We start from the raw sequence: 25,298 nt of genomic DNA, 5'->3' as shown, positions 1-25,298 counted from the left end.
ACTGGTTTATTTTTGGATCGGTGGAAAATAGATTTTCTGCCCTACCGTGAGCCTCCGGAAGTTCACGAGCTTATTCACCCGCGCCACTTCCAGGTAATGTTTGCTGTCGCCGTAAATGCGGTAAGTCATCAGCGGCAACGTGTCCCCTTCTTTCACGACCCGCACGTGCGTAAGGTCGGGCGAGCTGTTACTCTCGATCGCCTCGCGCTCTACAGGCTCCACGCTTTCGCGGAATGTGCAATTCGCCGAGGCGCGCAGCGGCGTGCCATCGGGCTTAAAGAGTTTATAAGTTACGCGGAGATTAGTGAGCCGGCACTTGAACAACAAGGTACCCCACACCAGCTTCACGTAACGCGGTTCATGGATGTCGCCGGCATAAGTCAACACCACGGTCTTAAATTTTTCCAGTTCTTCCGGCACACTTAGTTTCTCGCCCGCGCCGAAGATGTTGGCTATTTTCAGCAGGGCGTTTCCCTGGCTGATCACACCTGTTCCGTCGAAAATGAAGTCGAACGTCAGCTCCTGCGGACTGCCACCCGCAAACTGCAACTGCGCGGCGCTGTTGCCCCGGGGCCTGGGCCTCGTTGAAGCGTATCTGCTGGCTCAGCGAATACGATTCGGGATTGATCTGCACCAGGTATGGTTCCATGCCGGATGCCTCTGTGTAGTTGGCGTCCTCGCAGGGAATGATCTTCATTTTCTCCAATGTTCCTTCGTCGAACATGTGCAGTAGGCTTTAGTTTGATGAGAATTTTCGATCGGGATGGCCGCGGCATTAACCCGCCGCTGTTTCCCGCGCTTAAACAACTGATGACAGCGACTACCGTTCCTGTTTCTCCCGCATAATACGCAACACTTCCTCCACGCAGGCCGCAATAATCGCTTCGCGGTCGGCGCCGTTCACCGGGGCGGCCGTGGGCGCGGCGGTGCCGGCATTGCTGCTGCCCGGACCCACTTCCGCGGTAATCTGTATTTCCCGGATAATCACCGGCATAACACGCGTTTAAATCCCTACCGATACACTGGCGGACAAGCCTCCTGCCAGTCCTGCCGCCAGCGATACCGGTGAGATAATCTTAAAATAATTATAACTGAGGGTCAGCGATTCGATCGCCACCTGTCCCTTTTCAGCGTGCAACCCGGACACTTCCCATTTTACAGGAATGGCGTTCATCACATACCATCCAAATACCGGCACATGATTTTCATCCTGCAGGCTGATGAGCACGTTGGTTGGCTTGAAGTCGTAGTTCTCGATCGCCTGCCGGCACCATTCGGTGAGCAGGGCGGTGTTGAACAATCCTCGCTTCAGCACAATGTCTGTGTACGAGGCCCGGGTAGGCAGCTTGTGTTCAAAACGGTTCTCTCCGCCCTCTTTAATACTTTCGGTGTTCATGGTCACAGACAGCCCTGTAACCTCCTGAAAGCAAACATCGACGGGCGTTTGCGGAAATATTTCGAACACGACCAGGAAATGAAACCCGGTCAGGGGATATTCAAAATTCAGCATGGTACATTGACTAGACGGTTTCTATTTCAAGACCTTCGTGCGCCAGCTCCAGCGTTTCTACGGCTACTTCGTTACCGTCGGCCTTCAGATCGGAACTCTGTACTTTTACCGGCCAGGCGTTTTTCACCTTCCAGTTGAACACGGGTTCGTGGTTCTCGTTCAGCAGCGATATGATCAGGTCGCGACGTTCGATCGTATTGAGTTGTACGGTTTTCAACCAGTTGAAAAACTCGTTGTCGCCCGCAAACGTGCCGCGCTTCAACGTGATGTTGGAGAACTTCTGCAGCCCCGGCATTTTTAACTTGTGATACTCCGGGCTGGCGCCGTGGCGGTATTCGATCACGTCGATGCTTTTGTCCAGACCGGTAACTTCTGTAAAACCTATATTGGAACCGCCCCATTCCACGCGAAAGTGGAACTTCGGTAATGGATAATTGGATGCCATATTTGCCATTTTTAGAATTTAGGTGGATTAAGATTCCTGCATTTTGTGAGAGAATTTCAGGATGATGAACTCTGCCGGGCGAACAGCCGCCATGCCTATTTCCACGTTCATACGTCCTTCCAGAATGTCCTGTGCAGTCATAGTTGTGCCGATACCGCAGGCTACATAAAACGCATGTTCGGGCTTAGCGCCGGCCAGTGCGCCCTGCCGCCAGAGATTCGTGAGGAAGTTGGAGATCATGGCGCGCACCTTGGTCCAGTGTTGGCGTCGTTCGGCTCAAACACGAACTGGCCGCTGGCTTTCTTACAGGATTCTTCCACCATGTTAAAGAAGCGGCGGACAGATACATACCGCCACTCGTTATCATTGCCTGCCAAAGTGCGCGCACCCCATACCAGCGTGCCTTTGCCGGTAAAGGTGCGGATGGCGTTCACCGATTTACCCGCGGTGGGATCAATGTTCATGTAACCATTTTCTTCATCCGTAATGGGTGAAGCCAATTTCATCACATAGTTCAAACCCACGTTGGCAGGCGCCTTCCATACACCACGATTGGCGTCGGTAGTAGCGTATACACCGGCTACCGCGGGGCTGGGCGGCAATTCCACGTTGAGTTTGTTGATGGCTTCTATAGATGCGGCGTATTGCGCGGTGCTTTTGTTCGCGGGATCGTCCAGTTCAAATACAGAATCAGTATTAGCACCATTCACGATCACACTGCGGTTCACCACGATGGCAGCCTCGTTGATCTTGTAGGTGAGCGTGGTCACCAGGTTGGGATAATAAGCCGCGCCGTATTTGAGGTTATTGGCCAGCGAAGCATCGCGGAACACATCGATGTTATTGGTATTGGTATCGCTGTTCTGGTACAGGTCGATGATCGAGAACCGGTCTTGCAGCAGGTTACATTGATCCAGCGCAGCCTGTTGCAGCGTATAGTACAAAGCCGGTGTGCTCATATTCGGTCCTTCCGGGAAAACGATCAGCGTAGGCTCGTCCACCGTTGCCAGTTTTTTGAGCCCGTTGGTGAGGGCGGTTGCATCCGGCGCGGTGCCAAGTGTTAAGTACGCAGCCACCGAAATAATGTAACAGGGGCCGCCGCCATTGCCAAAGTACAGTTGCAGGGCATAATACATATTATGTTTGGAGCGTGGGGAAGCAGAAAATGCGGCGGTCGCGTTCATGGAAAGTACGTTGCCGTTGGTGTCCTGCTCTTCGCGGAGCGTTACCACAATATTGTCTTCCGGCTGCGGGCCGCCGAAATAAGTCTCGTAGTCCAACATAGAAGTGATGCGGGTGGGCGTCATGTTTAGATCGTTGGGAACGCGTTTATCAGCTTTCTCCGTGTAGCCTATAAAAGCCGGGATGGCCGTCTCGACCTGCGCTACCGAAGGCGGGAATTTAGGTTCTTCGATGACGTAAACGCCGGGAGTCTTAAATGTGGAAGGCATGATGAATATGATTTGTTGATGAAGAATTTGAGGTTACATCAGTAATTGAGGGGTATTTCCGAACAGTAAAACAGGTCTCCGTCCTTTTCTATCGTTTTTATCCTGGCTGCGTTTGCATTGCTTACGTTCAGTACGGGCGGTCCCACATTACCTGTTTCCGGGAAGATAGATTTGATAGGCGCCTCGGTAAAAGGGATGGGCTTGTCTGATATAAATGAATTGCTCTGTTGCGCGAAGTTGTAATTGTGCTGGCTATCCTTCACCGCCGTTACCTTAGAACCTACGCCCGTAGTGTATTTCCAGATGGCGGCGCGGTTAGCGAAGCGAATCGTAAATATCTTTTCTTTCATGCCGCCCTGCACATCGAGCAGCGAAAAATCGCTGGCGGCGGGGAAGTGATTAAATATTTCAATCACGCCGTGTACCTGTTCGCGACGCAGGCGGCCGTCTACGTACAACATGGTTTCGGCCCCGTTGGCGGTAACGCGGTAGCGGCCCGGCTCCGGTACCGCAAATCGATCGCGATTTCCGATTGCGGTGTTTCGAAGTTGTCCAGTGTTGCGGGTAAGGCTTCCATGTCGTACAACCCCGATGCGGGATTAAAGCGGAAAACATCTGTCATAACAGCTGTGGCCGGGGCGGGCAGCACAAAGCGGAAAGTGCCGCCGGCATTGGTAACCAGGTCGCCGGTAGTAGCATAACGCAGTGCTCCTTTGTTGCGCCAGAAGACTGCTTCACCCGGCGTGTGTGCATTGCCGCTATCGCTGCTGCGCAAGGCCTCTGCCACATCGTTGCCACTAATCACAAGCGCGCCGGGCAGGTAGGTAACCGCGTTACTGTAGGCGGCTATTGGCGCCGACAAGTACGTAACCGTGCCGGCCTTTACCTGGTGGAGGTTGGAAAAGTACAGGCGTTTCGCCGGACCGAAAATACCATCAAGATTCGTATAGTTTGCGAACAGCGGGCGTTTCAGTTTGAGGTATACACGATACACGTCTGTGGGAGCGGGAGCGGCCATGGGTTTGCCTTCCACGGCACGCACCAGCGCATATCCCTTGTTACCCATGTTTTTCCAGATTACCTGCTGGTCGCGGAACAGTTGCGCTGTTTCCGGCGACGGCACGATCTCGAAGTCGGGACACAGGCCGTTAACGTAATAGTCGTGCAGTATTTCTACCGCGAACAATATTTTGTAACTAAGCTGCATAAGCTAAGTATGCTGATTTTCGCTGATATTGATTTCCCGGATCAGTTCACCACTTGCTTCTACCATATCGTCGTCGATGACAACGACGCGTATTTTATACAACGCGCTGGGATAGTATTTACCACCGAGTGTGGCCCATAAATGGTTTACCTGTTCAAAATTGAGACTGCAGAAGTCTACCACGAGGCGATCAAGTTTTTCGTCCATTCCCGGCGAATTAGCCTTATCAAACACATTGCGGTATTGAAAAAATTGTACGATGAGCGACAACCATTTCAATGCATCGAAGTAATCATTTCGGTTCACAGAAAACAGGCAATACAGATTAAGATGCACCCGTGGATTTTTGTACATCAGGCCATTGGTTTCCAGGTTGCGCCGGAAGTTATCGGGCGATCTGGATACACGGTCTTCCTCGATATTCACTAAAGACAAAATCGCCTTGTTGGCCAGCGGATTGGGCCTCCCTGATCGCCATCCTGCAACCGCGCTACGTTTCCGAGCACCAGGCGGGGATCGGTAAGCGGACCCAGTTTGACAGATAAGTACTTGTTTACTTCATCAGAAATAAACTTCAGCGCCTCATTGATCATGCTGCGTTTTTTGGGGTGTAATAAATAATTCCTTGGCTATTTGCTGCTGCGAAGTCAGTTTTTTTGGGGCAACTGAACATTCGTGTAATTGACTCTCCCTGTAATATTAGGCAAATATTTTTATTCAGCAAAAAAATTAACGATTGTGGATTGTGCTACAACGTGATAGCAACAGGATGTATGAGGGAAATTATTATTTGACAGGAGTCCTGACAGATATCAAACATGTTTCATGCACTATTCGTGCACTCCCCGTGCACTGTTCAAGCACTCCCCGTGCACTCTCCCTCTGGAACTTTTGCATATTGAAAGCGACATAATGCGACAATCACGACACATCGCGACAATCGCGACACATAACGACACGTTGCGACACTGACTATTGGCAATCGTTTATCCAACGCCTAACTTTACATCGGCGCATAGGAAAACTGCTGCTGAAGTGAGGGACACAACGGCGGCTGATGAGAAAAATAAAAGATGGCTAAAGAAAATTTTACTGCACCCCGGCAACAATGATCACGATTTCGCCCTTCACGCCTTTTTCGGCGAAGTAATCGTGCACTTCCTGCAGTGTGCCGTGTTTGTTCTCTTCGAACATTTTGGTGAGTTCGCGGCTAACGCAACACTGCCGGTCGGCCCCGAAGTACTGGATAAAATCGGCCAGCGTTTTCACGAGGCGCATGGGCGATTCGTAAAACACCATGGTGCGGTCGTCGGTTGACAAAGCAGTAAAAAGGGTATGGCGACCTTTTTTCAGGGGAGGAAAACCTTCGAAGGTGAAGCGGTTCATGGGGATGCCGCTATTCACCAGGGCGGGAACAAAGGCCGTTGCGCCGGGAAGGCATTCCACCGGCACGTTTGCGCAATGCACTCCCGTACGAGCAGAAAGCCAGGGTCGGATACGCCGGGCGTGCCAGCATCCGTAAGCAGGGCCATGGATTTGCCGCTTTGCAGTTGCATAACCAGTGCTGCAATACTTTATGCTCGTTGTGCTGGTGATAAGGGGTAATGGGCTTATCGATGCCGTAGTGCCGCAACAACACGGATGAGGTGCGGGTGTCTTCGGCCAGTACAAGGTTCGCTTCTTCCAACACCTTCACGGCACGGTAGGTCATATCCGCGAGGTTGCCGATGGGCGAAGGAACGATGTAAAGCTTTGACATGTACGGCGTTTTATAATGCCGATCCCGCGGAACATGCCAGCATTTAAGCCTTCATGCATCCGCGGGACCCGGAATTATTTATCTATTGAATGGTGATTTCGAAGTATTCCATTACCTGGTTAGCCAGCAGTTTCTGACAGGCAGATTCGGCAATCCTGGCTGCGTCTTCTTTAGAAGCCGCATCGATCTGCAGGGTGATGTGTTTACCAATCCTTACGTCCTGTACCGGGATGCCCAGATTTTTCAGTCCGCCCAGCACGGTTTTACCCTGCGGGTCCAGTAATTCTTTCAGCGGCATCACATTGATATGTGCAGTAAATGTCATTTCTAAAAATTTTGACGCAAACCTACGGGATTTTCCTAAAAACGGAAGTTAATGTGTAGCCGCTTTTGGCGGTTTTACGACAGACAGCACCACATACGCCACAAATACGAACGGTACAGCGGCGAAGCGCAGTACGGGAATACTGCCGATCGTGAGCGCAATCAGCAAAAATCGCGGCCAGTTATCTTTTATGCTGAAGTTTTTAAATTTCAGGCTGATCATGGGAATTGACGACACCATCAGGTAGCAGAGCAGGCCGATGATGAAGTACAACACGTACACATTTTCGAAATAATGCGCCAGGTTAAAGGGATTGAACAGCATGATCAGCGGGAAAGATGCCACCAGCAAGCCTACCGCCGGGGTGGGTACGCCATGAAATGTTCGGCCTGGCGGGTATCCAGGTTGAACTTTGCCAGGCGGTACGCTGCAAAACAAGGCACCAGCAAGGCCGGGGCCAGGTTAAAGTACGATACATCGAACACATCCGGGGTTTGCATGTAGGCGCTCCGCAGCAGGCGAAACAGCACCATGCCCGGCACCACGCCGAAGCTCACCACGTCGGCCAGACTGTCCAGCTCCTTACCCATGGGGCTTTGTACTTTCAGGAGACGGGCTACCATGCCGTCAAAAAGTCGAACACGCCGGCAAGCACCACCAGTCCGGACGCCCAGTAAACCGGGGCGGGATTGGTCACCATATAATCCGCCCCGTTGAACGTGGCGATATATTCCGGCGCATGAAGGATAAAAATAACGGCGAGCGCGCCGCAAAAGAGATTGGCCAGGGTCAGGATATTAGGTACTTGTTTCATTAGCGTTTTTAGATATATCAACTGCGCGTTGCCGTAACAACGCGCAGTCCGGGGAAATTTTTTCATGAGCGCTTCGATCTCGTCCGCTTTGATCGGGATATTCTTCATCAGGTCGATATTACCGCCATCGGTTACCCAGATGTTGTTCTCGATGCGGATGCCGAGTTGTTCTTCCTCTATATAGATGCCCGGTTCTACGGTGAGCACGGAGCCCGCAGGCAGCGGCTGGTACATGGAAGGGCCCAGGTCGTGCACATCTACGCCCAGTGATGCGAAATACCATGGTACAGGTATTTGCGGTAGGCGCGGTTTTCCGGGTCTTCATTTTTCACATCGGCCTCGGTGATCAGGCCCAATTTGATAAACTGTTTGGTGGCCTCATCGCCCACCGCCTCGTGGTATTCGCCGATTTTGATGCCGGGTTTGAGATACGCCTTGCAGAAGTCGTGCAGGTGCAGGCAGGCATCGTACACTTCACGCTGGCGGGTGGTGAACTTGCCGTTCACAGGCACCGAGCGGGTAAGATCAGCATTGTAACCGCCATAGGCAGCGCCAAAGTCCATGAGGATTACCTCACCGTCTTTACACTCCTGGTTGTTACTTACATAATGCAGGGTACGGGCGCGGTCGCCGCTGGCGATGATAGAGCCATAAGCCTCGCCGGTAGCGCGGTTGCGCAGGAACTCATGCAGTATTTCGGCCTGAATTTCGTGCTCCCATACACCCGGGCGAATGAAGCCCAACACGCGGCGGAAGGCCTTTTCGGTAATGTCCATGGCCACCTGCATCACGCCGATTTCTTCGGCAGTTTTCACGGCGCGCAATTGTTTGAAGATCACTGCGGCGCGCTGGAAGTTATGAAGCGGGTAGCGTTCGCGCATGTGCGCTGCATAGCGGTAATCGCGCACCGGCACGTAGTTCGACTTCCTGTTATTTTCGTTGGTGTTAAGATAAATGTTGGTGGCTTCGTGTACCCAGGGTTGCAGCACGCCGTCGAGCGTATCGAGCCACACGATGGTGGAAATACCCGATATAGCGGTGGCTTCGTGGCGGCGCAGACGTTTTCCGTCCCATTTTTCCTTGAGTTCGTTGGGGCGTACCAGGACCAGCACTTCGCGGAACTTAGGATCCGGATGATCGGGGTACAGGATGACCATGGTATCTTCCTGGTCGATGCCTGTAAGCCAGTACAGATCAGAGTTTTGCTTAAATGCGTGCAGGGCGTCGCCGTTAGTAGGCAGCTCGTCATTACTGTTAATAATGGCGATAGATTGAGGTATCATTTTTTCGGTGAAGCGCTGGCGATTCTTAATAAAGATCTGTGGATCAAGTGGTAAAGACTTCATATGATGATATTGTCAATTATTTACTGCTTTGGAAGCGATTGAGTGGCCAAACCTACAGGAAAATGGGCAACTATCAAAATAGGAATAAGCGTATGCTAAACACCTGTAAAACTATTAGCAATAATTTAAATTACACATTAGCGCAATCGATATTCATTGAATATTTTCCAATATTGTCGGCAAATAAACCACGATTGGCTATTTTTTAATGGTACAACACCTAACAAATTAGATGATTTCAAAATGCACTAGTTTTGCTTTTACACCAAAACAATCTTTCTTTATGCAAATCAGTAGTGTGAGAGATATCCTTACTGAACTTAAAGACTTGGGCATAGAGAACCCAGCGAACATCTATTATCAGCTTTCACCTGAAGAACTGATTTCGCAAACGATCGCCCGCGGTCAGGGCCGCCTGACCGACAGCGGGGCACTTGCCGTTAATACCGGCGAGTTTACCGGCCGCTCCCCCAAAGACAAGTTCATTGTAAAGGACGAAGGCACCGCGAAGACGGTGAACTGGAACGACTTTAACCAACCATTCGAAGCAGCGCATTTTGACAAACTGTTTTCCAAACTCACGACTTACCTGAAAGACAAGCAGGTATGGGTACGCGATTGTTATGCGTGCGCCGATCCGGCGTACCGCGTCAACATCCGCGTGATCACAGAAACACCGTGGGCGAATCTGTTTGCTTATAATATGTTCCTTCGTCCCTCCGAAGAGGAAGCGGACCACATGGACGCGGAATGGACAGTAATCCAGGCACCCGGCTTTTTTGCCGATCCTAAAACAGACGGTACCCGTCAGCACAACTTCTCCCTGGTCAACTTCGCTAAAAGATGATCCTGATCGGCGGCTCGGCTTACACGGGCGAGATCAAGAAGGGAATTTTACCATTTTAAACTACGTGCTGCCGCACGAACACGGCGTATTACCAATGCACTGTTCGGCCAACCAGGGAACAAAGGGCGATACCGCCATTTTCTTTGGCCTGAGCGGCACCGGCAAAACCACGCTGAGTGCCGATCCGCAGCGTAAGCTCATTGGTGACGACGAGCACGGCTGGACCGAAAGCGGCGTATTTAACTTCGAAGGCGGCTGTTACGCCAAAACCATCGACCTGAGCGCGGAAAAAGAGCCGCAGATCTTCGCCGCGATCCAGGACGGGGCACTGCTGGAAAACGTTATGTTCCACGGCAACACCAACAGCGTGGATTATACGGATGGCAGCATCACGGAAAACACCCGGGTGTCCTATCCTTTACATTATATAGATAATGCACTGGAGCCCTCAATTGGCAACATTCCCAAAAACATCTTTTTCCTGACCTGCGATGCATACGGTGTGTTGCCTCCTGTTTCCAAACTGACGCCGGGACAGGCTATGTACCAGTTTATGTCTGGTTACACAGCTAAAGTGGCGGGCACGGAAGCAGGTATTACGGAACCTAAATCCACGTTCAGCGCATGTTTCGGGGCTCCCTTTATGCCGCTGCACCCTGCTCAGTACGCGAAAATGCTGGGCGAAAAGATGCGTGCGCATAAGGTGAACGTATGGATGATCAACACCGGCTGGACAGGCGGCGCTTATGGTACGGGGCAACGTATTAAACTGGCCTTCACCCGCGCTATGATCACCGCCGCCCTTGCCGGTGAACTGGACAAGGTGGCTTACCGGGAACACGACATTTTTGGCGTGGCCATTCCCGAATCATGCCCGGGCGTACCGGACGAGTTGCTCGATCCGAAACATACCTGGACCGATAAAAACGCATATGACAAGCAGGCGGCCGATCTGGCAGCGCAATTTGTCCGCAACTTCGAAAAGTATGCAGACAAGGCCGACAGGGAAATCCTGGATGCCGCGCCAAGGCCCTTGCAGTAAATAAAGACTCTGTTCATTAGCAACCACTAGAAATCAGGTGGGGTCTTAGCGGCCCCGCCTTTTTTTTGCGCCCGTTTTTTTCGTAATTTTGCGCATGCAAATTTTAGACGGCAAATTAGTATCCCAGGCGACCAAAGACCTGTTAGCACAAAAAGTAACGGAGCTGAAAGCTTTAGGAAAAAAAAACGCCCCACCTCGCCGCCATCCTGGTAGGCAACAGTGGAGCCAGTGAAACTTATGTAGCGTCCAAAGTAAAGGCGTGCGCCGAAATCGGCTACAACTCTACCCTGCTGCGTTTCGACGAGCAGATTTCTGAGAAACACCTGCTGGATAACATCCAGATGCTCAATGAAAATGCCGACATCGACGGCATCCTGGTACAGCTCCCGCTGCCCAAACACATCAACGAAGAGCTGGTTATCAACACCATCGACCCAAGTAAAGATGTGGACGGCTTCCACCCCATGAACGTGGGTAAAATGGTTAGCGGACTGCCCACTTACGTTCCCGCCACTCCTTATGGCATCATGCTGATGCTGGAGCATTATAATATCGACACCAAAGGCAAACACGCAGTAGTGATCGGCCGCAGCCACATCGTCGGCACACCGATGAGCATTTTGCTGAGCCGTAACACACAGCCCGGCAACTGCACCGTAACCCTTTGCCACTCCCAGACTAAAAACCTGAAGGAGCTTTGCCTGCAGGCCGACATCATCGTAGCCGCCATTGGCCGCCCCGATTATGTTACCGCCGACATGGTAAAAGAAGGTGCCATCATTATTGATGTGGGTATTAATCGTGTTGCGGACGCCAGCAAGAAAGCGGGTTCCGACTGGTAGGTGACGTGAAATTCGATGAGGTAGCGCCTAAGTGCAGCTTCATCACCCCCGTTCCGTGGTGTAGGCCCCATGACCATCGCTGCGTTGCTGAAAAACACGTATCACGCAGCCATCGGTGAAAAAGAACACCTGAACTAAAACCGGGCTTCCCCACGGGAAACTTTTATAAAGTTCGGGCAGATACCGGAACTTTGCAGTACAATCATGCTTATAACAGAAACACATACGAGCACTACGCTTCCGGTAATGGAATACTTCTACACCCTCCAGGGAGAAGGCTTTTACCAGGGACAGGCAGCTTACTTCATCCGCCTGGGCGGCTGCGATGTGGGTTGCCATTGGTGCGATGTAAAAGATAGCTGGGATGCGGAGAAACATCCGCAGCTGGCTATTGCCGACATCGTGCGCGAAGCGGCGTCTTTCCCCGGTCGGATTGCCGTTATTACCGGCGGCGAGCCACTCATGCATAACCTTGATGCGCTCACTGCCGCTCTCCACCAGGAAGGCTTCCGCACGCATATAGAAACTTCCGGCTCCTCCCCGCTCAGCGGCGAGCTGGACTGGATCACATTATCGCCCAAGAAGTTTAAAGCCCCGCTGCCTGAAGCCTGCGAACAAGCCAGCGAACTGAAAGTAGTGGTTTTTAATAAGTCCGACTTTGCGTGGGCAGAGAAACATGCCGCACTGGTGGGCCCGGGTTGTAAACTATACCTGGCGCCCGAATGGAGCAAACGCGATGAAATAACGCCCCTGATCATCGATTACATCAAAGACCATCCACAATGGCAGCTATCGCTCCAGATCCACAAATACATCAATGTACCATAAATAGAAAGCGGGGTAAATACCCCGCTTTTTTCTTCTTGCTATTAGTCAGTGATGAGCTACTGACCAGTTTATGAGTTATTTTGGGGTTCGCTACGCGGAAGCCGCATTGGGCAACTTCCAATATAAAGACGACCATACCGCAAAAAAGTAACAGCTTATCCATCAATAAAAACACAATATCACCTTTCCTTTCTGCGTTATTTTGATCACCTTTACAACATATGAAGACACGTATCCTATTCACTGGCATATGTTTAACGCTACTGAGCCTGCAGGCGGATGCCCGTGGTGTACGCTATGATAACGCCGGAAAAAAAGCCCAACAATACTTCGATCAGGCGATCGCCGTGGCCGGCGCCCGCCCCAACGAAGCCATCGACCTGCTAAAAACGCCATTAAATCCCAACCGAAATTTATTGATGCATACGGCCAGCTCGGCATGTCCTATTTAGCCGCAAGGCAATACCAACTGTCGGTAGATGCATTTCAGCAACTTATAAATCTTGATACCGGGGCTATTCGTCCCGCCCGTATCCCATATGCCAAAGCCCTGGGCGGTTTGGCCAGGTATGATGAGGCACTGGCCGTGATCAATCAGTATATGGCCGGCACCAAAAATCCAAGTCCGGCAGGAGTTACGCTAAAGGGCAATTTTGAATTTGCGGTAAAGGCCAAACAAAATCCCGCACCGTTTGAGCCTCGCAATCTCGGCGACAACATCAACAGCGTTTACCCCGAGTATTTCCCGTCGCTGACGATCGATGATGAAACCCTGATCTTTACCCGACGGTTGTCGGGCAACGAGGACTTCTTTATATCGCGCCGCGACAGCGCCCAGCCCTGGCAAAAGCCCGGATATGGGAGAACCCATCAACACAGCTTTTAACGAAGGCGCCCAGAATATTTCGCAAGATGGCCAGATGCTCGTATTTACCGGCTGCGACTTCCCCGGAGGCCAGGGCAGTTGCGATATCTACGTTTCTTATAAAACGGATAATGGCTGGACCAAACCGGTAGGCATCAGCAAAAACATCAATACCTACGCCTGGGAAACGCAGCCCTGCCTCTCTCCCGACAAGCAAACGCTCTATTTCGTGCGTGGCACCACCGACGCGGGCAATGATATTTTTGTAAGCAGAAGGCAACCTAACGGCTCCTGGTCTGTAGCGGAACGCCTCGACTCCAACATCAACACAAAGGGGAATGAAACCACGCCGTTCCTGCATGCGGATAACCAGACGCTATACTTCGCATCCAATGGTCACCCCGGCTTCGGCGGACAGGATTTATTTTACTCCCGCCGCCGGGAAGATGGCAGCTGGGGACCAGCGGTAAACATGGGCTACCCTATTAACACGATGGACGAAGACGCCAGCATGGTAGTAGCCGCCGACGGCCTCACCGCCTACTTTGCCTCCGACCGCTCGGACACCCGCGGTGCACTGGACATCTACAGTTTCCAGTTACCTCCGCGGCGCGCGCCCAGAAAACTTCGTACGTAAAAGGTTTCATTTATGATATCAAAACCGAAAAGCGCCTTGCCGGCAACCTGGAACTCATAGACCTGCAAACCGGCTTCAATATCGCCACGGTAAAATCTGCCGAAGACGGCAGCTACCTGGTGCCGCTGCCACTGGGCAAGGACTATGCGTTTAACGTAAGCCGTCCGGGTTATCTTTTCTATTCTGATAACTTCTCCCTGCAGGCCAGCGCAGACGGCAAACCTTTCGAGAAAAATATCCCGCTGCAACCACTGGAAGCCAATGCAGTCGTAACATTGAAAAACATCTTCTTCGAAACCGGGAAGTTTACACTTAAAGACGATTCGCATACAGAGCTGGATAAACTTGTAAAACTGCTGAACGACAATGCCACCATGAAGGTGGAAATCAGCGGCCATACAGATAACGTAGGTGCGGATAAAGACAACCTGCTGCTGTCGGAAAACCGCGCGAGAGAAGTGGTGAAATACCTTGCAGGTAAAGGCATTGCGCCGGGCAGGTTAACAGCGAAAGGTTATGGGGAAACACAGCCCGTAGCGACCAACGATACCGAAGCAGGAAAAGCGCAGAACAGGCGGACGGTATTGAAGGTGATAAGTTTGTAGCGATGATTTTGTATAAATGGAACGGCGATGTAGGGATACATCGCCGTTTTCTGTTTCAGCATTTTAGCGCTTGGTTTACATCACCAACTTCTTTGGCACCTTCTCCTTCGGATAATCCCTCAACCCAGCCTTAAACACCGAATCCTTCTGCGCCTGCGTCAGCTTATTGTTATACGCCCGCAACGCCGACTCCCAATCGCCATACATCGCGTTGGGCGTAACGATAAACCGTTCACCGAACGCGCCATGCAGGCTATCTACTATCCGCTGCCGGTCATCGGCGCTGCGCTCGTCGAATACAGCCGCGAAATCGCCCAGGTTATCGCCCAGGAGCATAATGATATTGTGGGTTTTAGCCACTTCCATCCGGCGTGTTTCTTTGGAAGACACATCCTTACGCAGGATAAGGTGCTCATCATCCGCAAATGGGAACGACCAGCGGTCCAGGTTTTGGAGGGTCGCTTTACGCTCGGTTTCTACACGATTGGTAATATAAAATACCGCTACGCCACGGGAAGCCGCATATTGCAGGAAGGCGCGGGCGCCGGGAACAGAGTCCGCATCGGCGCGGCTGGTCCAGTCCGCCCAGGTTTCTTTCGTATAACCGTTATGGAAACCAGACTGCATGGCGGTATACGCACTGTTGTCGAGCACCGTTTCGTCGATGTCGGTAACGATAGCGCGCGGCTTGGATGAAGGATCGCGGAGCGCGGCATCCAACTGAAGGCGGGCCAGTTTGTAGGCCTGGAAGCACAATGCCCGGTACTCGCCGGCGCGTTGCTGCCACAGGGCGGCCCAGGCGGCGCCGTTATGGCTGAAAGACGCGGTAGGCGAGGGTGTCGTAACCGGCTGTGTTGTGCGACAGGCGGCAAGTGCGGCCAGCAACGTTATGCAGGAAAAGTATCTCATCATCATACAATTAAAGTAAATAAATTTCGGAAGAAAGGCGTAAATTGAAAGTAATTGTATTGTTAACCAACCGTTTATGACCGAAGAAACTCGCTACCAGCTTGCGTTGACCCTCATTCCGCAAATCGGCGATATTGTCGCCAAAGAACTCTTAAACCGTTTCGGCAGCGCCTCCGCCATTTTTAAAGCGCGCAGTTCCGACCTGGAAAAAATTCCCGGCATCGGTACAGTGAGAGCGAAAGCCATTAAGCAATTTTCCGACTTTTCACGGGCCGCGCAGGAGTTGAATTTTATGCAGCGTTATGGCATACAACCAATCTTTTATACCGATCCCACGTACCCGCAACGCCTGAAGCACTGTACGGACGCGCCTGCAATGTTGTACTACAAAGGAACGGCCGATCTTAACGCCCCGCGTATGGTCAATGTGATCGGCACACGAAAACCCTCTGCTTATGGCAAAACTATTTGCCGCCAACTGGTAGAGGGACTCGCTGCCCTGCGGGCAACCGTTGTGAGCGGGCTCGCCTATGGCATTGATGTAGAGGCGCACAAGGCCGCGCTGGAATACCAAACACCCACGATTGGTATACTGGCGCACGGTCTCGATAGGATGTACCCGCCCGGCCACCACCAGATCGCGCGCCAGATGCTGGCCACCGGCGGCCTCCTCACCGACTTTATGAGCGGCACGCAACCTGATAAACAAAACTTTCCCCGCCGCAACCGCATTGTGGCCGGCATGTGTGATGTGACCATCGTCATCGAAAGCGGCGAAAAGGGTGGCTCGCTCATCACTGCCGATATTGCACTCAGCTATAACCGCGACGTAGCAGCCATTCCCGGGCGGGTAGATGATGAACGATCGATGGGATGCCTGCAGTTAATACGCTCGAACAAAGCAGCCCTGATCACCGGCGCGCACGACCTTGCCGACATGATGGGCTGGAATAGCGAAGCATTGTTGCCTGTAAATCGTCAAAAAGAATTGTTTGTAGAACTGAATACAGAGGAGCAACAGATCATGTCGCTCTTCCAACATAACAAACAACTACATATAGATGAGATATATCGTGTATGCCAGCTGTCCGGCAGCCAGGTGGCCGCGGCTTTATTAAATCTTGAAATACACGCCATGGTAAAGGCTTTGCCTGGAAACAGCTACATGCTGACGTGATGATAGCAAAATGTTATGTTTCGTTTTCTGCGTAAATACTCGTACATTTGCGTGCAATTATTTTTCATTCGACTCAATAATTGCAACATGCCTGCGGGAAAATCAAAACCGAAATTTGTAGCTGACGGTCTCACCTTTGACGATGTACTCCTGGTGCCGGCTTACTCTGAAGTGTTACCGAGGGAGGTAAACATCTCTACCCAACTTACCAAAAATATACGACTGAACATTCCGATGGTATCTGCTGCCATGGACACCGTTACAGAAGCGAATCTCGCCATTGCCCTGGCGCGTGAAGGCGGTATCGGTATTCTGCACAAGAACATGTCCATCGAAAAACAGGCCGAGCAGGTAAGAAAGGTGAAACGCAGCGAAAGCGGCATGATCCTCGATCCCGTAACACTTACACCCGACCAAACGATCGGCCAGGCGCTGCGACTGATGAAGGAAAACAAAATTGGTGGTATTCCTATCGTTGATAAAGACAACAAGCTGGCAGGCATCCTCACCAACCGCGACCTCCGCTTCGAAAAGAACACCAAACGCCTGATCAAAGACGTGATGACCACCGAAAAGCTCATCACTGCTCCCGAAGGCACGGACCTGAAAAAAGCAGAAAAAATCCTCGAACAATATAAGATCGAAAAACTGCCGGTTGTTAACAAAAGCGGCAAGCTGGTTGGCCTGATCACTTATAGAGATATCCTCCAGCTCACTTCTTTCCCGAACGCGGTGAAAGATGAATACGGCCGCTTACTTGTAGGCGCTGCGCTCGGCATCACCGCCGACATCCTGATCGCGCCAAAGCGTTGATGACCGTGGGTGTTGACGTGGTATCGCTGGACAGCGCGCACGGTCACTCCATACACGTACTCGAGTCTGTAAAAAAACTGAAAAAAGCCTTCCCGAAACTACAGGTGATAGCCGGTAACGTAGCTACTGCGGCAGGCGCACTGGCCTTGCAACAGTCTGGCGCAGACGCGGTGAAAGTGGGTGTAGGCCCTGGTTCCATCTGTACCACCCGCGTGGTAACAGGCGCCGGCTTCCCGCAATTATCAGCGATCATGGAAGCAGCTACCGCACTGCGTAAAACAGGCGTTCCCGTAATTGCCGATGGCGGTATCCGTTACACCGGCGATATGGTCAAAGCGTTAGTGGCAGGTGCTTCTTCGATCATGGCAGGTTCCATCTTCGCAGGTGTGGAAGAAAGCCCCGGAGAAACCATCATTTTCGAAGGCCGTAAATTTAAATCATACCGCGGTATGGGCTCTATAGAGGCTATGAGCGAAGGCAGCAAAGACCGTTACTTCCGGGATGTGGAAGCGGACATCAAGAAACTGGTACCGGAAGGTATTGTGGGCCGCGTTCCGTACAAGGGTTACCTGAACGAAGTGGTACAGCAATTTGTAGGTGGCCTGCGTGCCGGTATGGGTTATACCGGTTCTAAAGACATCAAAACACTGCAGGACGCACAGTTCGTGAAAATCACTTCCGCTACCGTAAAAGAGAATCACCCGCACGATGTGACGATCACCAAGGAAGCGCCGAACTACAGCCGCTAATATCAAAATGTTAAAATATAGAAAGGGAAGGCAATGCCTTCCTTTTTTATACCCGGTTAACATCAATCCACTATTTTTGGAAATATGCGCAAACTCATTCCTTTAGCCCTGGCGGTACTCAGTAGTCTGTTATTATGGGCAGCATGGCCCACTTCTCCCCTTACCTTCCTGATATTCATTGCGTTCATTCCCCTGCTGGTCATCGCCGACAGGGTAAAGAACCCATTGTCGTACTTCGGCTGCATTTTCCTGACCACTGTGTTATGGAACGTGCTGACTACCTGGTGGGTAGGTAACACACCCATTCCTGTCAGCGGTGTACTGGCCAATGTGGCCAATGCCCTGTTAATGGCGTTCCCCTGGATGGGCTACAAATCTGTCAGGGAAAAGCTGGGTAAAAACGTAGGCTATTTTGCGTTGGTCTCCTTCTGGCTGTTGTTTGAGCACATCCATCTCCGCTGGGAGCTTAGCTGGCCCTGGCTCACCATCGGCAACGTATTCGCCACGCACCCCGACTGGGTGCAATGGTACGATGTGACCGGCGCAAACGGCGGAACCCTGTGGGTATTGTTAATGAACATCAGCCTGTATGAAGTATGGCGTAAACGCCGGGAAATGAAGGCGGTGCCCGGTAGCTTCGTACTTTGGAAAGAGGGCTGGAAACCATTGGCGCTGCTGGCCATTCCATTATTGATTTCTTATGTAAAAAGTATACGCCCGGACGTAGCTAACGGCAACCAGGCGAGGGTGGTCATCGTACAACCCAACATAGACCCTTATCAAAAATTTGAAGCAGATCCCGCGGAAGTGGTGCAACAATTCCTGCGGCTCAGCGCACAAAAACGACCGAACATACCGAGTACATCATCTGGCCCGAAACGGCGCTGTTCAGCCAGGCGCTTTTGAACATGAGTTGAACGATCGTGCTGAAATACAATCGATCCGTGCTTTTCTGCAACAATACCCAAATGCAAAGATCATAACGGGAGCGGTTACACTTAAAAGATATAATACAAAAGAAGAGGCGTCGCCCACTGCCCGCAAAAGCGAAAACGGCATGTTATGGGATGCATTCAATTCTGCCCTGATGATTGATACGTCCTTTAACATACAGGTGTATCATAAATACAAAATGGTGCCTGGTGTGGAAATCATTCCCTATTCGCGCTACCTGAAATTTATGGAGAACTGGGCGATGGACATGGGCGGCATCAGCGGCAGCTATGGCCGTACACCGGGTGTAGAAATCTTTGAAGATCACGAACATAAAACATCGATCGTCCCCATCATCTGCTACGAATCAATATACGGTGAATTTGTAGGCAGGAAAGTAAAACTGGGGGCCGAACTCATCGCTATTGTAACAAACGACGGCTGGTGGGGCGAAACGCAGGGATATAAGCAACACCGGAATACGGCCGCCTGCGCGCTATTGAAACCCGCCGCTGGATAGCCCGCTGCGCCAATACCGGCGTTAGCTGTTTCATTGATCCTTATGGCGGGATTATTGCTCCTACCGAATACTGGAAAGAGGCAGTTATCGATGGAAATGTAACACTCAGGTCTGATATTACGTTTTACGTAAAATATGGCGACTACATTTCGAAAGCTGCCGTTATCTTTAGTATCTTGTTAATGGTATACACCTCGATCATATTACGTTTTATTCGCAGGCAAAATGTGGAAAGAATTAAACAACGGAAACCATAAGGGCGCATACCGCGACGAAGGAAAAGGAAAGGTAGTCGTACTGATTCATGGATTTGGAGAAGACGGCAGTGTGTGGGAACACCAGCAGGCCTATCTTTCTAATTATTGCCGGGTAATAGTGCCGGACCTGCCGGGCTCGGGCAAATCGCCCCTTGCCGATGTGAGCATGGAAGCCATGGCCGGTTTTATTCACGCCATCCTGTTGCAGGAAAAAGTTGTGCAGGTAACGATGATCGGACATTCGATGGGCGGTTATGTAACACTGGCCTTCGCCGACAAGCATCCGGAGATGCTGGAGGGGTTTGGTTTGTTCCATTCCACCGCCAAACCGGATACCGACGAAAAGAAAGAAGGACGGCGTAAATCGATTCGTATGATCGAACAATATGGCGCAGAAGCGTTTGTGCGGCAAACACTGCCAAACATGTTCAGCAACGCCTTCAGGGAAGCACAGCCACAACGTGTGGATGAATACATCCGCCGCGGCTTGCAGGCCGAAGCCGCTTCGCTGGTCGCCTACTATGAAGCGATGATACAGCGCCCGGACAGGACCGCTGTATTGAAAGATACCAAAGTACCCGTTTTATTTATCATTGGGAAAGACGATACCGCTGTTCCACCAGACAGCGTGTTGCCGCAAGTAACCGTCCCCCGGTAAGCAGTGTGCATATTTTTGAAAACGTTGCGCATATGGGTTTATGGGAGGTTTACGAGGACTGCAATATAATATTGCAGCAGTTTGTAGCGTTTTGCCAACATTCATAGTTCGTAGCCTTTTTAAAGGACAAATAACCGTATAAGAGGACCATAGGTTGAGATCAGTATTTTTAACACTGTTGCTCGGCATGATATGCATTGCCGTTAAGGCCGATCACATAATCGGCGGGGAGATGTATTATGATTACCTCGGCAAATCCGGCACCAACAACCGCTACCGCGTTACCCTCAAATTATTCGTCCGCTGCGACGCTACCGAACAGCAATTTGATGACCAGGTAGATTTTTCTTTCTTCGACGCAGGTACCAAACAACTTGTATCCAATCCGCAGAGCGTTGTGCGCACCGCGGTGGAGAACTACAACACAGGGCAGGTAGACCCCTGTATCGTGAACCCGCCGAACATCTGTTACGCCATTGGCTATTATTCTACCACCGTTACGCTGCCGGAAAACGCAGCGGGTTACACGGCCTCGTATCAACGTTGCTGCCGCAGAACGAACCTTACAAACATCAACTCCGCCAATAATAATGTGGGCGCTACATATTCGGTGTTTATTCCGGGTAACACGGGCAACTTTGACCAGAACAACAGCGCCAAATTCAATAAGGAAAGAGTGGTGATCGTATGTGCAACCATGCCGTTCATCTATGACTATGCTGCTACCGATGCTGATGGCGATTCACTCGTGTATTCATTTACTGCGGCTTTCGACGGCGCCTCCCAGTCTAATCCGAAACCACGCACGTCCGCCACGCCGCCTTACCGCTCCGTGTCTTATCGCGCACCGTTTACCGCCGAACAACCTTTGGGACCTAATGTGACCATTAATCCCACTACCGGGGTAATATCCGGTGTGGCGCCGGCTTCAGGATTATACATTGTAACGGTAACGGCAAAAGAGTATCGTAATGGCATCTACATCGGCGAGCACAATAAAGAATTTCAGTTCAGCATTACCGGTTGCGTAAAACAGGTGGTGGCTGCCATGCCGGATAAATACGCCGATTGCGATGGGCTTACCATCAACTTTGTCAATAATAGTACACCCGGCAAGTCTTACTACTGGGATTTCGGTGACGGACAAACGCTCACCACACTCAGTCTCGATCCACTGCCACACACCTATGCCGCACCGGGCATGTACAAGGCCAAACTGGTGGTAGACCGGGGCAGCAACTGTAACGACAGTGCTGTGACAACAGTATACGCTTTCCCAAAATTGACGCTGGCCTTTAGCCTGAATGGCCTGTGTACCAGCAAACAATCGCAATTCATCAACACTACCACCAACGACATCGGCAATATCAATTATTACAAATGGGACTTCGGCGTACCTACGTTAACCAACGACACCTCGCGCCAGCGAAGTCCCACATTTCAATACACCACTCCCGGCACCTATGTGACGAAATTGACGGTGCGGACAGACAGGGGCTGTGAACAAACCCTGGAACAAACGTACACCGTGTACGACAAACCGCCATTGCCGGTGCTGACAAACGACACACTGCTTTGTTACCGCGATTCGTTGCAACTACATGCTGCCGCCTTAACACCCGGCACGTATTCATGGCAACCCGCTACTTATAACATACTGAACCCGCAAACACAATCGCCCGTTGTATACCCGAAAGTAGATACCACGTACAGCCTCACGTTTACTGATAATACCGGTTGCGTAAATACGGTAGATGTGAAAGTGGATGTGAAGGATACGCTTTTAATACAAGCCCTCCCCGATAGCCTGATCTGCACCGGCGATATGGTTACGCTGCGCTCAAAAAGCGATGGCGCTTATGCATATGTATGGACGGACGTGGGCACGGGACAAGTGGTGGGCAACGGCCCGAATGCCAGCGTGACGCCGCCAGCAACAACCGCATATAACCTGCATGCTTCACTGGGCAGCTGTTTCACTGATGATGAAGTGTTACTGCGCACAGTAGATCCGCCCGTGGCATATGCCGGTGCGGATACCAGTATTTGTTATGGTGATAAGATCTCTTTAAGAGCCAGTGGCGGCGCGTTTTATCAATGGACACCGACTACATGGCTGTCTGCCCCCACACGACAACTCACAGTGGCCGCGCCGCTCGATACGATAGATTACATCGTAGTAGTGACGGACACCCTGGGTTGTCCCAAACCGGTGCGCGATACCGTACGCGTAAACGTGGTGCCGCCGGTGCCTGCATTTGCCGGCAACGATACCATCATCATTTACGGGCAACCGTTCCAGCTGCACGCCACCGGTGGTGTGCGTTATGAATGGTCGCCAGCTGATGGACTGGACGCCGTGAACATTTACAATCCTGTTACCCGTTTAAACCGCGATATTACTTACCACGTAAACGCATACAGCGTGGAAGGCTGCATGGGCAGCGATGATATCTTCGTTCGTTTTATTAAAGGCCCGGAGATTTACGTACCGACCGGATTTACCCCCAATGGTGATGGCGTAAACGATGTATTCCGACCCTTACCCGTGGGCATGACCCTCGAATCGTTCCGTATTTTCAACAGGTGGGGCCAGCAAATCTTCCAGACAAACGCTTATTTAAAGGGCTGGGACGGTAACCGCGGCAGTTCGCCGGCGGAAGTTGGCACCTACGTTTGGATAGTAACCGGTAAGGATCAGAGTGGTAAATATGTAGAAAGAAAAGGTACTGTTACCCTGCTTCGTTAAGCCAGATTTATTTCGGCAGGTGCTCGTTTTTTTGTAAATTCAGAGAGCACGTTATTCACCGTTTTCACACCCCTTCCCATGAGCAAATTCCTTCAGCTGGTACTTTGCTGTTTGATGATTCCGTATATCGCGGCAGCATACCATATTATAGGTGGGGAAATTTATTATGAAACAGTTGGGATATCCAACCGTGTGGCCGGTTATAAATATAAAATCACCTTAAAACTTTATCGCGACGGCGACTTCGCATGTGGCACCCGCCAGGGATGCCTGGATATTCGAGAATCCCGTCCCGATCAACATCTTCAATTCCATTGGCAACCGTGTAGGTCCGCAGATCCTGTTTTATATCAAAGAAACACGCCCCTTAAGAGATACGCTTAAAAATCCCTGTCTTGCGCCACAATCCATTTACCTTGAAGTAGCTTTTTATAGTGACACCGTACATCTTCCTTCGATTCCCGGCGGCTATTATATTGCCTATCAACGTTGCTGCCGCGGCGAAGCACTCACCAACATACACGATTCCGAACGCGAAGGCTCTACTTTTTATACCATGATTCCCGGGAGTGAAGGCAAACCCGATAACAACTGCGCTTATTTTAATAAAGATGAAGCAGTAGTGATTTGTGCAGGACTGCCTTTGGTCTATAACTACTCTGCCTACGATGCGGATGGCGACAGCCTGGTGTACAGTCTTTGTAACGCATTAGCCGGCGGAGCATCGCGGAATAATGAGGCCATATCGTCGCCTCCCTACAGCACCACGGTAAGTTACATTGCCCCCTACTCCGGCGGCGACCCGATGGGCGGCAACCCCAGGCTAAGCATATCGTCGACCGGGATTATAACGGGCACGCCCGACAGAGCGGGCAAGTTCGTGGTGACGGTGTGCGTGACGGAATATGACCGGCGAACGAAGGCTTATATTGGTACGCATAGCAAAGACATATTAATCACCGTATATGATTGCAATACCACGATCCGCGCATCGGTGCCAACGGTGTTGAACAACTGTGTAGACGAGCCACTGCTGGCGGTGGCGATCCCTAATAACAGCAACGCCGGATTTACCTCAACCTTCCATTGGTATTTTGGAGATGGAACAGATACCATTACCCATAGCCGCGATATTTTTTACCATAATTATACCGATACGGGCGTATATAAAATAAAACTCGTGGTGAACCGCGGGCTGCCGTGCACGGATAGCACTACCGGCCTGGTAAACAACTACCCGGGCTTCCGGGCAGGCTTCTCCGTCAACGGCTTGTGCCGCGAAGACCCGGTATTTTTTGAAGACACCTCCAGCTACCGCTATGGCAGCATCATTTACCGGCGGTGGGATTTCGGTGTAGATAAAGTTGAAAGCGATACCTCGCGGGCTTTGCAGCCCAGTTACCGCTATGGTAAGGGCGGCGTGTACACGGTGAACCTCGTTTTGCGATCGGACCGGGGCTGCGATAAATCCATCACCCAAAACGTACCGCTGTACGAAGTAAATCCCTTTGCGGGCAACGATACCATTATCGCGAAAGGACAATTGTTTACGTTGCAGGGGCGCGGGGGCGACCGTTACACCTGGTGGCCGGCTGCGGGATTAAGCAATGCGTACATTCGCGACCCGCAGGTGACGGGGAACGATGATGTAACCTATGTTTTGCGGGTAGATAATGTGCAGGGCTGTTATGGTTACGACACCATCAACATAAAATACTATGCCGGGCCCGAACTCTATGTGCCCAATGCCTTTAGTCCCAATGGCGACGGGCAGAACGACCGCTTCCGGTTTATACCGGTAGGGTTTCAGCAATATAACTTCTTCCGGATCTTTAACCGCTGGGGCGAGCTGGTGTACAACTCCACCGACTTCCGCGTGGGCTGGGATGGAAATGTGAATGGCCACCCCTCTAAACCAGACACTTACCTGTGGATACTCGAAGGTTTAGACATTAATGGAAACAAGATTTTACGAAAAGGTACGGTAACTTTGCTGCGGTAATCAACCCG

Annotated in this window: 31 protein-coding genes and 3 pseudogenes; 16 read left to right on the top strand and 18 right to left on the bottom strand. The window is 51.3% G+C overall.

The genetic code is table 11. The annotated features are described in order from the left end of the window. Positions 1–6: 6 nt before the first annotated feature. The 17 genes and pseudogenes from MKQ70_RS33880 to MKQ70_RS33810 form a co-directional block, all read right to left on the bottom strand. Positions 7–564, bottom strand: a pseudogene (locus MKQ70_RS33880) (CIS tube protein); the annotation flags it as partial. A gap of 25 nt (positions 565–589) precedes the next feature. Beyond that, positions 590–697, bottom strand: a pseudogene (locus MKQ70_RS43045) (hypothetical protein); the annotation flags it as partial. 123 nt (positions 698–820) lie between these two features. Further along, positions 821–994, bottom strand: coding sequence for a DUF5908 family protein (locus MKQ70_RS33875; protein ID WP_248079634.1), 174 nt, complete (start codon positions 992–994; stop codon positions 821–823). A 9-nt stretch (positions 995–1,003) separates the two neighbouring features. Then, complete coding sequence (locus MKQ70_RS33870; RefSeq protein WP_248079625.1) at positions 1,004–1,510, bottom strand: phage tail protein; 507 nt, start codon at positions 1,508–1,510, stop codon at positions 1,004–1,006. Positions 1,511–1,520: 10 nt separating this feature from the next. Next, entirely contained in the window at positions 1,521–1,955 is a 435-nt protein-coding gene (locus MKQ70_RS33865; RefSeq protein ID WP_248079623.1) for a phage tail protein, read from the bottom strand. A 27-nt stretch (positions 1,956–1,982) separates the two neighbouring features. Next, on the bottom strand, positions 1,983–2,204 hold the full coding sequence (locus MKQ70_RS33860) for a hypothetical protein (RefSeq protein ID WP_248079621.1): 222 nt from the start codon (positions 2,202–2,204) through the stop codon (positions 1,983–1,985). Continuing rightward, the gene (locus MKQ70_RS33855; protein ID WP_248079619.1) at positions 2,192–3,406 is read right to left on the bottom strand and encodes a phage tail sheath family protein; all 1,215 of its coding nucleotides are present in this window, start codon (positions 3,404–3,406) and stop codon (positions 2,192–2,194) included. The genes MKQ70_RS33860 and MKQ70_RS33855 overlap by 13 nt, the downstream gene beginning before the upstream one ends. Positions 3,407–3,444: 38 nt before the next feature. After that, the gene (locus MKQ70_RS33850) at positions 3,445–3,867 is read right to left on the bottom strand and encodes a hypothetical protein (RefSeq protein WP_248079617.1); all 423 of its coding nucleotides are present in this window, start codon (positions 3,865–3,867) and stop codon (positions 3,445–3,447) included. Next, the gene (locus MKQ70_RS33845; protein WP_248079615.1) at positions 3,855–4,613 is read right to left on the bottom strand and encodes a hypothetical protein; all 759 of its coding nucleotides are present in this window, start codon (positions 4,611–4,613) and stop codon (positions 3,855–3,857) included. Before MKQ70_RS33845 ends, MKQ70_RS33850 begins: the two co-directional genes overlap by 13 nt. 3 nt (positions 4,614–4,616) lie before the next feature. Continuing rightward, on the bottom strand, positions 4,617–5,066 hold the full coding sequence (locus MKQ70_RS33840; RefSeq protein ID WP_372490167.1) for a Pvc16 family protein: 450 nt from the start codon (positions 5,064–5,066) through the stop codon (positions 4,617–4,619). A 636-nt stretch (positions 5,067–5,702) separates the two neighbouring features. After that, the gene (gene rsmI / locus MKQ70_RS33835) at positions 5,703–6,017 is read right to left on the bottom strand and encodes a 16S rRNA (cytidine(1402)-2'-O)-methyltransferase (RefSeq protein WP_248079614.1); all 315 of its coding nucleotides are present in this window, start codon (positions 6,015–6,017) and stop codon (positions 5,703–5,705) included. Continuing rightward, on the bottom strand, positions 6,010–6,372 hold the full coding sequence (locus MKQ70_RS33830; protein ID WP_248079612.1) for an SAM-dependent methyltransferase: 363 nt from the start codon (positions 6,370–6,372) through the stop codon (positions 6,010–6,012). Before MKQ70_RS33830 ends, rsmI begins: the two co-directional genes overlap by 8 nt. An 82-nt stretch (positions 6,373–6,454) precedes the next feature. Next, the gene (gene purS, locus MKQ70_RS33825) at positions 6,455–6,697 is read right to left on the bottom strand and encodes a phosphoribosylformylglycinamidine synthase subunit PurS (protein WP_248079611.1); all 243 of its coding nucleotides are present in this window, start codon (positions 6,695–6,697) and stop codon (positions 6,455–6,457) included. A 48-nt stretch (positions 6,698–6,745) separates the two neighbouring features. Beyond that, positions 6,746–7,048 carry a hypothetical protein gene (locus tag MKQ70_RS33820; protein ID WP_248079608.1) on the bottom strand — a complete coding sequence of 101 codons (303 nt, stop codon included), beginning with the start codon at positions 7,046–7,048 and terminating at the stop codon, positions 6,746–6,748. Positions 7,049–7,050: 2 nt separating this feature from the next. Beyond that, positions 7,051–7,320, bottom strand: coding sequence for a CDP-alcohol phosphatidyltransferase family protein (locus MKQ70_RS33815; RefSeq protein ID WP_248079606.1), 270 nt, complete (start codon positions 7,318–7,320; stop codon positions 7,051–7,053). Further along, on the bottom strand, positions 7,314–7,766 hold the full coding sequence (locus tag MKQ70_RS43040) for a M24 family metallopeptidase (protein WP_372490057.1): 453 nt from the start codon (positions 7,764–7,766) through the stop codon (positions 7,314–7,316). Before MKQ70_RS43040 ends, MKQ70_RS33815 begins: the two co-directional genes overlap by 7 nt. A 2-nt stretch (positions 7,767–7,768) precedes the next feature. Then, on the bottom strand, positions 7,769–8,857 hold the full coding sequence (locus MKQ70_RS33810; RefSeq protein WP_372490056.1) for an aminopeptidase P N-terminal domain-containing protein: 1,089 nt from the start codon (positions 8,855–8,857) through the stop codon (positions 7,769–7,771). Between the two features lie 328 nt (positions 8,858–9,185). Between MKQ70_RS33810 and MKQ70_RS40400 the strand changes: the two genes are divergently transcribed. The 8 genes from MKQ70_RS40400 (at position 9,186) to MKQ70_RS33770 (ending at position 14,523) form a co-directional block, all read left to right on the top strand. After that, positions 9,186–9,704 (top strand): phosphoenolpyruvate carboxykinase (ATP), encoded by a 519-nt coding sequence (locus MKQ70_RS40400; protein ID WP_282456941.1) that lies wholly within the window; start codon positions 9,186–9,188, stop codon positions 9,702–9,704. A 64-nt stretch (positions 9,705–9,768) separates the two neighbouring features. Then, complete coding sequence (locus MKQ70_RS40395) at positions 9,769–10,746, top strand: phosphoenolpyruvate carboxykinase (ATP) (protein WP_308199319.1); 978 nt, start codon at positions 9,769–9,771, stop codon at positions 10,744–10,746. Between the two features lie 203 nt (positions 10,747–10,949). Then, a complete protein-coding gene (locus MKQ70_RS33800; RefSeq protein ID WP_308199587.1) occupies positions 10,950–11,588 on the top strand; it encodes a bifunctional 5,10-methylenetetrahydrofolate dehydrogenase/5,10-methenyltetrahydrofolate cyclohydrolase in 639 nt (212 codons plus the stop codon). 204 nt (positions 11,589–11,792) lie between these two features. Beyond that, positions 11,793–12,416, top strand: a complete 624-nt coding sequence (locus tag MKQ70_RS33790) for a 7-carboxy-7-deazaguanine synthase QueE (RefSeq protein ID WP_248079603.1) — start codon at positions 11,793–11,795, stop codon at positions 12,414–12,416. 221 nt (positions 12,417–12,637) lie between these two features. Next, entirely contained in the window at positions 12,638–12,868 is a 231-nt protein-coding gene (locus tag MKQ70_RS33785) for a hypothetical protein (protein WP_248079600.1), read from the top strand. After that, a complete protein-coding gene (locus MKQ70_RS33780; protein ID WP_248079598.1) occupies positions 12,856–13,302 on the top strand; it encodes a hypothetical protein in 447 nt (148 codons plus the stop codon). The genes MKQ70_RS33785 and MKQ70_RS33780 overlap by 13 nt, the downstream gene beginning before the upstream one ends. Continuing rightward, complete coding sequence (locus tag MKQ70_RS33775; protein WP_248079597.1) at positions 13,274–13,918, top strand: TolB family protein; 645 nt, start codon at positions 13,274–13,276, stop codon at positions 13,916–13,918. Before MKQ70_RS33780 ends, MKQ70_RS33775 begins: the two co-directional genes overlap by 29 nt. A gap of 119 nt (positions 13,919–14,037) precedes the next feature. Continuing rightward, positions 14,038–14,523 carry an OmpA family protein gene (locus tag MKQ70_RS33770; protein ID WP_248079595.1) on the top strand — a complete coding sequence of 162 codons (486 nt, stop codon included), beginning with the start codon at positions 14,038–14,040 and terminating at the stop codon, positions 14,521–14,523. Positions 14,524–14,598: 75 nt separating this feature from the next. Here MKQ70_RS33770 and MKQ70_RS33765 read toward each other — a convergent pair whose 3' ends face one another. Beyond that, on the bottom strand, positions 14,599–15,438 hold the full coding sequence (locus tag MKQ70_RS33765) for a 5'-nucleotidase, lipoprotein e(P4) family (protein WP_248079593.1): 840 nt from the start codon (positions 15,436–15,438) through the stop codon (positions 14,599–14,601). A gap of 70 nt (positions 15,439–15,508) precedes the next feature. Between MKQ70_RS33765 and dprA the strand changes: the two genes are divergently transcribed. From dprA to MKQ70_RS33730, 8 genes and pseudogenes are all read left to right on the top strand, one after another. Next, entirely contained in the window at positions 15,509–16,609 is a 1,101-nt protein-coding gene (gene dprA, locus MKQ70_RS33760; RefSeq protein WP_248079591.1) for a DNA-processing protein DprA, read from the top strand. A 15-nt stretch (positions 16,610–16,624) separates the two neighbouring features. Beyond that, a pseudogene (guaB, locus tag MKQ70_RS41730) lies at positions 16,625–18,171 on the top strand (IMP dehydrogenase). Positions 18,172–18,255: 84 nt separating this feature from the next. Then, positions 18,256–19,077 (top strand): hypothetical protein, encoded by an 822-nt coding sequence (locus MKQ70_RS33750; protein ID WP_248079589.1) that lies wholly within the window; start codon positions 18,256–18,258, stop codon positions 19,075–19,077. Positions 19,078–19,084: 7 nt separating this feature from the next. Continuing rightward, the gene (locus MKQ70_RS33745; RefSeq protein WP_248079587.1) at positions 19,085–19,624 is read left to right on the top strand and encodes a nitrilase-related carbon-nitrogen hydrolase; all 540 of its coding nucleotides are present in this window, start codon (positions 19,085–19,087) and stop codon (positions 19,622–19,624) included. Further along, positions 19,594–19,881 carry a hypothetical protein gene (locus tag MKQ70_RS43035; protein ID WP_372490166.1) on the top strand — a complete coding sequence of 96 codons (288 nt, stop codon included), beginning with the start codon at positions 19,594–19,596 and terminating at the stop codon, positions 19,879–19,881. Before MKQ70_RS33745 ends, MKQ70_RS43035 begins: the two co-directional genes overlap by 31 nt. After that, on the top strand, positions 19,850–20,539 hold the full coding sequence (locus MKQ70_RS33740; protein WP_248079585.1) for an alpha/beta fold hydrolase: 690 nt from the start codon (positions 19,850–19,852) through the stop codon (positions 20,537–20,539). Before MKQ70_RS43035 ends, MKQ70_RS33740 begins: the two co-directional genes overlap by 32 nt. Positions 20,540–20,693: 154 nt before the next feature. Then, positions 20,694–23,288 carry a PKD domain-containing protein gene (locus tag MKQ70_RS33735; RefSeq protein ID WP_248079583.1) on the top strand — a complete coding sequence of 865 codons (2,595 nt, stop codon included), beginning with the start codon at positions 20,694–20,696 and terminating at the stop codon, positions 23,286–23,288. Positions 23,289–23,538: 250 nt separating this feature from the next. Then, positions 23,539–25,290, top strand: coding sequence for a PKD domain-containing protein (locus tag MKQ70_RS33730; protein WP_248079581.1), 1,752 nt, complete (start codon positions 23,539–23,541; stop codon positions 25,288–25,290). Positions 25,291–25,298: the final 8 nt, after the last annotated feature.

This window comes from Chitinophaga sedimenti, assembly GCF_023156195.1.
Classification (GTDB): domain Bacteria; phylum Bacteroidota; class Bacteroidia; order Chitinophagales; family Chitinophagaceae; genus Chitinophaga; species Chitinophaga sedimenti.
Note: the sequence above shows the minus strand (reverse complement) of the source record. Positions and strands in the feature narration are given on the sequence as shown.

Coding starts and splice junctions, on each gene's coding strand:
- MKQ70_RS33815 (WP_248079606.1), bottom strand. CDS start 7,320: ATGGTAGCCCGTCTCCTGAAAGTACAAAGCCCCATGGGTAAGGAGCTG.
- MKQ70_RS33790 (WP_248079603.1), top strand. CDS start 11,793: ATGCTTATAACAGAAACACATACGAGCACTACGCTTCCGGTAATGGAA.
- MKQ70_RS33780 (WP_248079598.1), top strand. CDS start 12,856: ATGTCCTATTTAGCCGCAAGGCAATACCAACTGTCGGTAGATGCATTT.
- MKQ70_RS33865 (WP_248079623.1), bottom strand. CDS start 1,955: ATGGCATCCAATTATCCATTACCGAAGTTCCACTTTCGCGTGGAATGG.
- MKQ70_RS33785 (WP_248079600.1), top strand. CDS start 12,638: ATGAAGACACGTATCCTATTCACTGGCATATGTTTAACGCTACTGAGC.
- MKQ70_RS33810 (WP_372490056.1), bottom strand. CDS start 8,857: ATGAAGTCTTTACCACTTGATCCACAGATCTTTATTAAGAATCGCCAG.
- MKQ70_RS33830 (WP_248079612.1), bottom strand. CDS start 6,372: ATGTCAAAGCTTTACATCGTTCCTTCGCCCATCGGCAACCTCGCGGAT.
- MKQ70_RS33765 (WP_248079593.1), bottom strand. CDS start 15,438: ATGATGATGAGATACTTTTCCTGCATAACGTTGCTGGCCGCACTTGCC.
- MKQ70_RS33740 (WP_248079585.1), top strand. CDS start 19,850: ATGTGGAAAGAATTAAACAACGGAAACCATAAGGGCGCATACCGCGAC.
- MKQ70_RS33855 (WP_248079619.1), bottom strand. CDS start 3,406: ATGCCTTCCACATTTAAGACTCCCGGCGTTTACGTCATCGAAGAACCT.
- dprA (WP_248079591.1), top strand. CDS start 15,509: ATGACCGAAGAAACTCGCTACCAGCTTGCGTTGACCCTCATTCCGCAA.
- MKQ70_RS33850 (WP_248079617.1), bottom strand. CDS start 3,867: ATGTTGTACGTAGACGGCCGCCTGCGTCGCGAACAGGTACACGGCGTG.
- MKQ70_RS33870 (WP_248079625.1), bottom strand. CDS start 1,510: ATGCTGAATTTTGAATATCCCCTGACCGGGTTTCATTTCCTGGTCGTG.
- MKQ70_RS33750 (WP_248079589.1), top strand. CDS start 18,256: ATGCGCAAACTCATTCCTTTAGCCCTGGCGGTACTCAGTAGTCTGTTA.
- MKQ70_RS33845 (WP_248079615.1), bottom strand. CDS start 4,613: ATGCAGCTTAGTTACAAAATATTGTTCGCGGTAGAAATACTGCACGAC.
- MKQ70_RS33875 (WP_248079634.1), bottom strand. CDS start 994: ATGCCGGTGATTATCCGGGAAATACAGATTACCGCGGAAGTGGGTCCG.
- purS (WP_248079611.1), bottom strand. CDS start 6,697: ATGACATTTACTGCACATATCAATGTGATGCCGCTGAAAGAATTACTG.
- MKQ70_RS33775 (WP_248079597.1), top strand. CDS start 13,274: ATGGGAGAACCCATCAACACAGCTTTTAACGAAGGCGCCCAGAATATT.